This window comes from Streptomyces sp. GC420, from assembly GCF_009916105.1.
Lineage (GTDB): Bacteria > Actinomycetota > Actinomycetes > Streptomycetales > Streptomycetaceae > Streptomyces.
The window spans coordinates 1-8,395 of sequence record NZ_JAAAXQ010000346.1 but is presented as its reverse complement, the minus strand read 5'-3'; the positions used below and the strand labels follow the sequence as shown (position 1 = coordinate 8,395).

Sequence of the window (8,395 nt, the reverse complement as noted above, 5' to 3'; positions counted from 1 at the left end):
GGGGCGGACCGGTCCGGTGTCCGCGCGCTCTCCGAGGCGGGGGTCCAGTCGGAGAGGACGAGGTGGCAGTTGGTACCGCCCATGCCGAAGGAGGAGACGCCGGCCAGCAGCGGTGCGCCGTCGGGGCTGTCCAGCGGGCTGAGGACGTCGTTGACCCGCAGCCTCAGCTCGTCGAGCGGGATGGCCGGGTTGGCGGAGCGGAAGTTGAGGCTGGGGACGAGGGTCCGTTCCCGAACGCAGAGCACCGCCTTGATCAGGCCGGCGATGCCGGCGGCGCCCTCCAGGTGCCCGATGGCGGGCTTGACGGAGCCGACGAGCAGGGGGGAGTCGGCGGCCCGTCCGCTGCCGGCACCCAGCACGGCGCCGAGCGCGGCCGCCTCGAGGGGGTCGCCGAGCGGGGTGCCGGTGCCGTGCAGTTCGACGAAGCGTACGGCCTCGGGTGCAACGCCGGCCTGGTCGTAGGCGCGGCGCAGCACGTCCTCCTGTGCGGCCCGGCTGGGGGCGGTGAGGTTGTCGCCGCCCCCGTCGTTGTTGACGGCTCCGCCGCGGATCAGGCCGTGGATGGTGTCGCCGTCGGCGAGCGCCCGGCTCAGTGTCTTCAGGACGACGACGCCGCCGCCCTCACCTCGCACATAGCCGTTGGCGCGGTCGTCGAAGGTGTACGTGCGGCCCTCGGGTGACAGGGCGCCGAACTTCTCGGCCACGAGGAAGCCCTCGGGCACCAGGTTCAGGCTGACTCCGCCGGCCAGTGCCAGTGCGCAGTCGCCCTTGCGGAGACTCTCGCAGGCGAGCTGGACGGCGACCAGTGAGGACGACTGGGCCGAGTCCACGACCAGGCTGGGGCCGCGCAGGCCGAGGAGGTAGGAGATGCGGTTGGCGATGATGCTCCGGCTGACGCCGGTGATGGTGTGGTGGGAGACCGATTCGGCCCCGTGCTGGTGGACGAGCCTGGCGTAGTCGTCCCAGATCGCGCCGAGGTAGACACCGGCCCGCGTACCCTTGAGCGCGGCCGGGACGATGCCGGCGTTCTCCAGCGCTTCCCAGGCCAGTTCGAGCATGAGCCGCTGCTGCGGGTCGACGCTCGCCGCCTCACGGGGTGTGATGCCGAAGAAGTCGGGGTCGAACGCGTCGACGCTGTCCAGGAATCCGGCCGGTCTGGTCACCGCGTCGCCCGGCAGGCCGGGCCGCCCGTCGGGCACCCGGTCGGACACGGCGCTCTCACCGGCGTGCAGCAGCTGCCAGTACGCCTCCGGCCCGGGCGCCCCGGGGAAGCGGCAGGACATTCCTACGACGGCGATGGGTTCTCCCGGCACCGTGTCGACTTCCGGACGTCCGGACACGGATGCAGTGGTCATGGTGTGGCTCTCCCTTTCGGCGACCGCGCGCGGCAGCGTCATCGCGCGCAGGACGTGCTCGGATACCTCGTCGCGGCATGCAGGGGCGCACCCCGGTGCCCGCGCGGAGGCGTACGCGGGTCAGGCGTAGTCGTAGAAGCCGCGGCCGGACTTCTTGCCCAGCAGACCGCCCTCGACCATGCGGAGCAGCAGCGGCGGAGGCGCGTACAGCGGCTCCTTGAACTCCTCGTACATCGCCTCGGCGATCGAGACGGTGGTGTCGAGGCCGATGAGGTCGGCCAGGCGCAGCGGTCCCATCGGATGTGAGCAGCCGTCGACCATGCCCTGGTCGATGACCTCGGCCGTGGCGAGACCGGAGTCGACCATCCGGATGGCGGAGAGCAGGTAGGGGAAGAGGAGGGCGTTCACCACGAAGCCCGCTCGGTCCGGCGAGCTGATCGGCTTCTTGCCGAGCACGTCCGACACGAACGTCATGGCACGTGCGGTGGCCCGGCTGTCCGTGACCACCGAGTCGATCAGCTCGACCAGCGGCAGGACCGGCACGGGGTTGAAGAAGTGCATCCCGAGCACCTGGCCCGGACGGCTGGTGGCCCGGGCGAGCCGCACGATGGGGATGGAGGACGTGTTCGAGGCGAGGATGGCGTCCGAGTCCTCGACGATCTTGTCGAGGTCGGCGAAGAGGTCCAGCTTGAGCTGTTCGTTCTCCTTGACCGCCTCGATCACCAGCTGCCGGTCGGCGAGTTCGCCGAGATCCCTGGTGAAGGACACCCGGCCCAGGGCGTCGTCGCGCTCCCGCGCGGTGAGCTTGCCCTTGGCGACCCCGCGGTCCAGGGACCGGGTCAGCCGCTGGGGTCCGGACACCAGGGAGGCGTCGGAGGAAACCGCGACGGTGACGTCCAGGCCCGCCTTGGCGCACAGTTCGGCGATTCCCGTTCCCATGATGCCGCTGCCGACGACCCCTACCCGGTGGATGTCCGGGGCGCTCTCCGGGTGGATGTCCGCAGGTGTGGTGAGCGTGTCGATGGACGTGGTCATGCTCCGGCTCCCCAGGTCAGCAGTGATGCGCCTATGGCCATGCCGCCGCCGAACCCGGCGAGCAGCACCAGATCTCCGGCGGACAGCGCCCCGGTGCGGTTGGCCTCGTCGAGGGCGACCGGTACCGATGCGCTGCCCACGTTCCCGTACTTCCTCAGCGTGCGGTGGGTGTGGGCGTTGACGAGACCCGCGCGCTCGACCACCTCGCTGAGCATCACGCCGTTGGCCTGGTGCGGCACGAAGTGGTGCACGTCGGCGAGTTTCACGCCGACGCTCTCCACCAGTTCGACAAGCGCCCGGGGCACGTTGTCGGAGACGAAGTCCCGTACGGCGCGGCCGTCCATCCGGAAGAAGTGGCCGCCTTCCGCGACGGTCTCGGCCGTCGCCGGGTTCCGGCTGCCGCCGGCCTCCACGCGGATCAGGTGGTGGGCGTCGCCGCGGCTGGTGAGGGCGGTGTCGATGATGCCGTACGGGGCGGGGACCGCGCCGACGATCGCCGCACCGGCGCCGTCGGCGAACAGGACGGCCGTCCTGCGGTCGTCGAAGTCGAGGATCCGGGAGTACAGGTCGGCTCCGATGACCAGCGCACGGCTGCCGGGGTTGAGCGCGACCAGGCTGCGGGCCACGGCCAGCGCGTACACGAAGCCGCTGCACACGACGTTCACGTCGAAGCACGCGGCGCCGTAGGCCGCCAGCCCGTGCTGCACGAGGTACGACGTCGGCGGCTGGGGAAAGTCACCCGTCGATGTGGAGACGATGATGTAGTCGATCTGGTCCGCGGACAGCCCGGCCTGCTCCAAGGCGGCGGCGCCGGCGCGGATGGCCAGGTCGGACGTCGCCTCGTGCGGAGCGGCGTAGCGCCGCGCCTGTATCTGGGTCTTCCGTTCGATCCACTCCGGGGTGACGCCGACGCGCTCGGCGACCTCGTCGTTGCCGACTTCACGCTTGGGTAAGTAGGAGCCAGTCGAGATAATTCCTATATTGCAGTCCGTCACGTCAGACAGCCCCTTCGAGCACCGCGGACGCATTCCATTCCACATTTCCTCCGGTGTTCCGGAGGGGGTTGAGCCGTGCTTCCCCGATACGCGCCCGCGTCTCGGGGTCCGTGACCCCGAGTCCTTCCCGGGGCGCAAGGCAGAGAACGCCGACCTTTCCGGTGTGCTTGTTCTCCTGGACCAGCCGGGCTGCTTCGCCCACCTCATGCAGCGGATAAACCTCGGAAACGATCGGCGACAGATGGCCGAGCCGGAAAAGACGATTGCATTCGGCCTGTTCCTGGAGATTCGCGGCGTGACTGCCCACGATGCGCTTCAGGTTCATCCACAGATACCGGTTGTCGAAATGGTGGTCGTATCCGGTGCTGGAGCCGCAGGTGACGACGGTTCCGCCCTTGCGCACCACGAAGACGGAGATACCGAATGTCGCCCGGCCGATGTAGTCGAACACGACGTGCGGGTCCTCGCCGAGCTGCCGCCGGATCTCCCGGCCGAGGCGCTTGCCCAGTTCGATGGTCCGCTCCGGGGTGGGGGCGGCGTCCTGCCCCATGCCGATGTCGTTGCGGTTGATGATCACATCGCAGCCGAGCCGCCGCAGCACCTCGGCCTTGCGCTCGGAACTGACCACGCCCACCGCGATACCGCCGGCGTTCTTCACCATCTGCACGGCGTACGCGCCCAGGCCGCCGGTTGCGCCCCAGATCAGCACGATGTCGCCTTGCTTGATGCGCGCGCCCTTGTCGCTGACGAGCATGCGGTAGGAGGTCGCCGCGGTGAGCAGGACTCCGGCGGCCTCCTCCCAGGTCAGGTGGGCGGGCTTGGGCAGCAGCTGGCCCGCGCGCACGACGGCGAAGTGGGCCAGTCCGCCGAAGTTGGTCTCGTAGCCCCAGATGCGCTGTTCGGTACCGAGCATCGCGTCGGCGTGCGACGCCGGTTCCTGCTCGTCGACCTGGACGCAGCTGACCACGACGTGATCACCGACGCGCCAGCGGCGCACGCCCGCTCCGACGCGGACCACGATCCCGGCCGCGTCCGAACCCACGACGTGATGGGGCAGGTCGTGGCGGGCCGCGTAGCTGCCCTGCCGGCCGTATCGCTTCAGGAATTCGAAGGTGGGCACCGGCTCGAACGTGGCCGACCACACCGTGTTGTAGTTGATCGAGCTGGCCATCACCGCGACGACGACCTCGTCGGGCGCGATCTCCGGCATCGGCACCCGGCCGACATGAAGTGTGTCGCGGACGTCCTTGTCCGCGGTGTCACCGTATTTGCCGACGTCCGACGCGCGCAGGTGTGCGGCCAGATATTCGGCGGGCAGCTCGTGCCGTTCCAGCTCGCCCGGGTCGGCGCCGTCGAGCAGAGCTTCGGCCAAAGAGCTCATTGTCCCCCTCCTCGCTCAGCGAGCAGCCGACAGCGCGCAACGAATTCACCCTTGAAGACGTCGCGCGCCTGCTGCTCTGTCAAAGACATGGTGGTGCGGGAAATGAACTCGCCTTCACCGCACCGAGATCTACTGAATCACCCCGGGTATCGACTACGGTACGCATTCCACACCCCGGCCCCTACCCTTAACCGCCCCCTAGCCGGGACCCCACCAGCGCTGTTGGCAGCCCCTAGCCTGCTCGTGGCACGCCGGCGGAGAAGCCACCGCCGTCGACGGCGTCCTCAACATCATGGAGGCAGCCCTCGGATGCATGGGTGTGCTCTACGACGGCGCCATGCGCAGCAAACACCGCGACGCAATATCCAGGAAGGGCGGGCCCGCCATCAACAAACAGCACAGAGGAAACGAGCCCCAATGCGATTCACCAACTCCAGGCCGCTGCACTCACGAATTGGGAGCGATTAACAGCCGCATCAAAGAGATGCACTTCGCGGACGGCACCACCCCTGCCACGGCGACGCCGAGCCGGGCCACTCCGAACTCGACGCGTCCCTCTGGTACGGCCGCCTCATCTCCTACGGCACCGAAGCCCACGACTTGCACGCTCTCGACTTCGTTCTCACCCAGAACTCCACCAGTCGCGCCCGCCCGAGCCCCGATCCGGTACCCTGTGGATCGAGCGCCCTGGCGGGCGCTGCCGCATGACACCCGGGCCCCGCCCGGCTCACACGGCAGCCGTCGGCCCCAGGATGCTCAGGGCTCGACAGAACGCTGGTCACGTGCGGTTCACCGCATCACGAGCAGGGTTTCGATCAAGCCCCGCCTCAGTAGCTCAGGGGATAGAGCACCGCTCTCCTAAAGCGGGTGTCGCAGGTTCGAATCCTGCCTGGGGCACAAGGTCAGAGGCCCCTCACCTACAAAATTTTGTAGGTGAGGGGCCTCTGACATCCACGGCTGACATCAACGCGGGCAGTCACTGACGACCGGGACGTCTCCGCAGCAGCCGGTCCATGTGGGTGATTGCCTCCCGCTGCGTGTCCTGCACCACGTGTGTGTACACGTCCATGGTGATGCTGATCTGGCTGTGCCCAAGGATCTCCATCACGACGCGAGGAGCCACCCCGGCCGCCGTGAGCAGGGTCGCGCAGCCGTGCCGGGCGTCGTGCAGCCGGACGACCCGAAGGCCGGCCGACTCGGCGACACGGGTGAAGGACCGGTACAGATTGCGCGGCTCGACGGGGCGGCCGGTGCGGGTGGTGAAGACGTACCCGCCGTTGCCCTCCCACTTCTCCCCCGCCCGCTCGCGCACGTCCTGCTGCCGCATCCGGTGCCAGCGCAGCGGGGCGATACACATAGCGGGCAGCGGTACAGCCCGGCGGCGACGGCCCTTCGGATCGTCGTCGTAGAGCACCCCGCGCCGCCGCTGCGTCTGCTGGCGGACGTACAGGACGCGCTTCTCCAGGTCCACGTCCGCCCAGCGAAGACCGACGATCTCACCGCGGCGCAGGCCCATGGTGATGGCCAGCACGAACGCCGCGTAGAGCGGGTCTTTGCGCGCTGCCGCGAGGAAGGTCAACGTCTCGTCGAGCGTCCAGGGGCTCAGCTCCCGCGAGCGGGGCCGCGGAGGCTCGACGAGGGAGGCCACGTTGCGTGTGATCAGTTCCTCGCGGCAGGCGGCCGACAGAGCCGTACGCAACACGCGGTGCGACTCCTTCGCCGTGGCGGCGGTCGTGTCCCGCTCCAGTTGGTTCAGGAACCGTCGGATGTCGGCGACCCCCAGCGCCTCCAGCCGCTTCGTGCCGAGCCGGGGCACGAGGTAAAGGCGTACGTGTGCTTCGTACTTGTCGTACGTGCTCAGCTTGCGGCGCGGCTTGATGACGTTCTCCAGCCAGTACGGAAGCCAGTCGGCGAGCTTCGCCGAACGGGTTGGTACGGGAATGCCGCTGTCGGCCTTGTCGAGGAGCTCACGGCGCTTGGCGTCGCACTCCGCCCAGGTCTTGCCGTAGGCGAACTTGCGGGCCCGTGTCCCGTCCGGCTGGAGGACGTAGACGGCTGCCTGGTAGCGGCCGTCCTTGCGCTTGGTGATGGTGCCCGCGCCGTTCGGGTTGCGCTTGCGTTGCTGGGCCATCAGGCAGCCACCTCAAGTTCGCTGGTGATGTAGTCGCGGACGGCCCGCGCCGGGATGCGGCGGCAGCGGCCGATCGTGATGGAGGGAAGGCGGCGGGAACGGATCAGGTCGTAGACCGTGGACCGGCCGAGCTTGAGTCGTGCCATGACGTCCGGCACGGTCAGCAGCTCGTCGTCATGCATGGGTCGGCTCTCCTTCTGTTCCGGGGGCGGGGGCGAGGGTGGCGGCGAGCCAGGTCTCTGCCGGGGCCAGGCCGGTGCCGGCGAAGACCCAGTGGGCGAGGACGAGCGTCGTGTGCTCGGGTTCGTGCTCGGCGGCCGCGGCGGCTTGGGCGCGGCGCCATTCGGCGCGGGCGGTGCGCAGCGCGCCGAGGGTGGTGGAGTAGGCGCGGGACTTGGTGGAGAAGTGGCCGCGGAAGCCGAGCATGTGGGCCCAGGCCCGCAGGCGGAGGTGTTCGAGGTCCTTGCGTGCGCCGAGGGCCCAGGCGGTGCGGATGAGGCGGCGCGCGTGCTCGGTGATGTCGAGCTGGGCCAGCTCGGCGACGAACTTCAGCGGCCGGTCGAGAGCTCCCGTGGCTGTCTCGGCGCCCTTGGTGGCGTACTTGGCGATGTACGCGGCGACGGCCCGTTCGGTCAGCTCGGTGCCACCGTCGAAGTCGGCGGATCGGATGGTGCGTACGTCGAGCTGTCGGCCGAAGGCGAAGACGTGCGCGCGCCCGTCGACGACCGGTCCGTCGACGCGGACTTTGGCGGTCGCGGCGCGGATGGCGTCGGTCAGCAGCTCGGCACTGGCCCAGGCCGGGGGCGGGGTGTCGCCGCCGCCGGGGCCGTCGAGGCGGATGACGGCGTGGAAGTGGACGGCGCCGCGCTTCTGGTACTCGGCGACCTTGGCGAAGGACACCCGGGCGTGGTCGCGCAGGGTCCGTTGGGTCAGTCCGGCCCGCTTGGCGACCTCGCGGCGCAGGTAGATGGAGAAGCGCCGCCAGAGCATCCCGGCGTGCGCGTTCCACAGCACGGCCGCCTCGTAGTCGTACGTCTCCGGGTCCAGGGGCGTGCCGAGTGCTTCGTCGTCCTGGTCGTGGAGGACGCCGCAGCGGCAGCGGCGGACGGTCCCGGCCGGGCCGGTGGGGCGGTTGTGCACGGGCCCGAAGCCGGGGGCGGTGAAGGTGGCGAAGACGCGCGGGTGACGGGCGACGCGTTCGGGAACGCCCTTGCCGCCGCGCAGTCCGGAGGTGATCAGGCGAAAGGTGTCGCGGCGGTACACCTCGGCGCAGGCCGCGCAGCGCGTCGTGCGGCGGTTGTTGCAGCGGACGAGGAGTTGGCCGGCGGGGAGCTTCGCCGAGTCCAGGTGGTGCAGGATGCGGCCGATCTCGCCGGTTCGGGTGTTCACGTCGTACTCGGTGCGGTGGCCGTCGAGCCGGATCGGGCGGGTGCAGCCGCCGAGGCCGGACAGTTGGCGGAGCAGGCCCGGCATGTCGCCGTGGGAGGCGAGCTTGCCG

The 8,395-nt window shown here is 69.7% G+C and carries 7 protein-coding genes and 1 tRNA gene; 1 reads left to right on the top strand and 7 read right to left on the bottom strand.

From position 1 onward, the window contains the following. From GUY61_RS30530 to ccrA, 4 genes are all read right to left on the bottom strand, one after another. Positions 1–1,355: polyketide synthase (locus tag GUY61_RS30530; RefSeq protein ID WP_166633486.1), on the bottom strand; the 1,355-nt coding region annotated here is incomplete at its 3' end. A gap of 120 nt (positions 1,356–1,475) precedes the next feature. Next, positions 1,476–2,390, bottom strand: coding sequence for a 3-hydroxybutyryl-CoA dehydrogenase (locus tag GUY61_RS30525; protein WP_166633485.1), 915 nt, complete (start codon positions 2,388–2,390; stop codon positions 1,476–1,478). Continuing rightward, positions 2,387–3,385, bottom strand: coding sequence for a ketoacyl-ACP synthase III (locus tag GUY61_RS30520; RefSeq protein WP_313896946.1), 999 nt, complete (start codon positions 3,383–3,385; stop codon positions 2,387–2,389). Before GUY61_RS30520 ends, GUY61_RS30525 begins: the two co-directional genes overlap by 4 nt. A 1-nt stretch (position 3,386) precedes the next feature. After that, on the bottom strand, positions 3,387–4,766 hold the full coding sequence (gene ccrA, locus GUY61_RS30515) for a crotonyl-CoA carboxylase/reductase (RefSeq protein ID WP_166633483.1): 1,380 nt from the start codon (positions 4,764–4,766) through the stop codon (positions 3,387–3,389). Between the two features lie 824 nt (positions 4,767–5,590). On the opposite strand from ccrA, the gene GUY61_RS30510 reads away from it, so the two are divergent. Then, positions 5,591–5,663, top strand: a tRNA-Arg gene (locus GUY61_RS30510). 79 nt (positions 5,664–5,742) lie between these two features. Here GUY61_RS30510 and GUY61_RS30505 read toward each other — a convergent pair. The 3 genes from GUY61_RS30505 to GUY61_RS30495 are packed head-to-tail and all read right to left on the bottom strand — an operon-like array spanning position 5,743 to position 8,370. Then, complete coding sequence (locus GUY61_RS30505) at positions 5,743–6,897, bottom strand: site-specific integrase (protein WP_166633482.1); 1,155 nt, start codon at positions 6,895–6,897, stop codon at positions 5,743–5,745. Then, positions 6,897–7,079, bottom strand: a complete 183-nt coding sequence (locus GUY61_RS30500; RefSeq protein WP_166633481.1) for a helix-turn-helix domain-containing protein — start codon at positions 7,077–7,079, stop codon at positions 6,897–6,899. Before GUY61_RS30500 ends, GUY61_RS30505 begins: the two co-directional genes overlap by 1 nt. Continuing rightward, a complete protein-coding gene (locus GUY61_RS30495; RefSeq protein ID WP_166633487.1) occupies positions 7,072–8,370 on the bottom strand; it encodes a replication initiator in 1,299 nt (432 codons plus the stop codon). Before GUY61_RS30495 ends, GUY61_RS30500 begins: the two co-directional genes overlap by 8 nt. Between the last annotated feature and the right edge of the window lie 25 nt (positions 8,371–8,395).

What these genes read in the sequence shown, in the direction of transcription:
- ccrA (WP_166633483.1), bottom strand. Translation starts at nt 4,766, where the DNA reads ATGAGCTCTTTGGCCGAAGCTCTGCTCGACGGCGCCGACCCGGGCGAG.
- GUY61_RS30500 (WP_166633481.1), bottom strand. Translation starts at nt 7,079, where the DNA reads ATGCATGACGACGAGCTGCTGACCGTGCCGGACGTCATGGCACGACTC.
- GUY61_RS30525 (WP_166633485.1), bottom strand. Translation starts at nt 2,390, where the DNA reads ATGACCACGTCCATCGACACGCTCACCACACCTGCGGACATCCACCCG.
- GUY61_RS30505 (WP_166633482.1), bottom strand. Translation starts at nt 6,897, where the DNA reads ATGGCCCAGCAACGCAAGCGCAACCCGAACGGCGCGGGCACCATCACC.
- GUY61_RS30495 (WP_166633487.1), bottom strand. Translation starts at nt 8,370, where the DNA reads ATGCCGGGCCTGCTCCGCCAACTGTCCGGCCTCGGCGGCTGCACCCGC.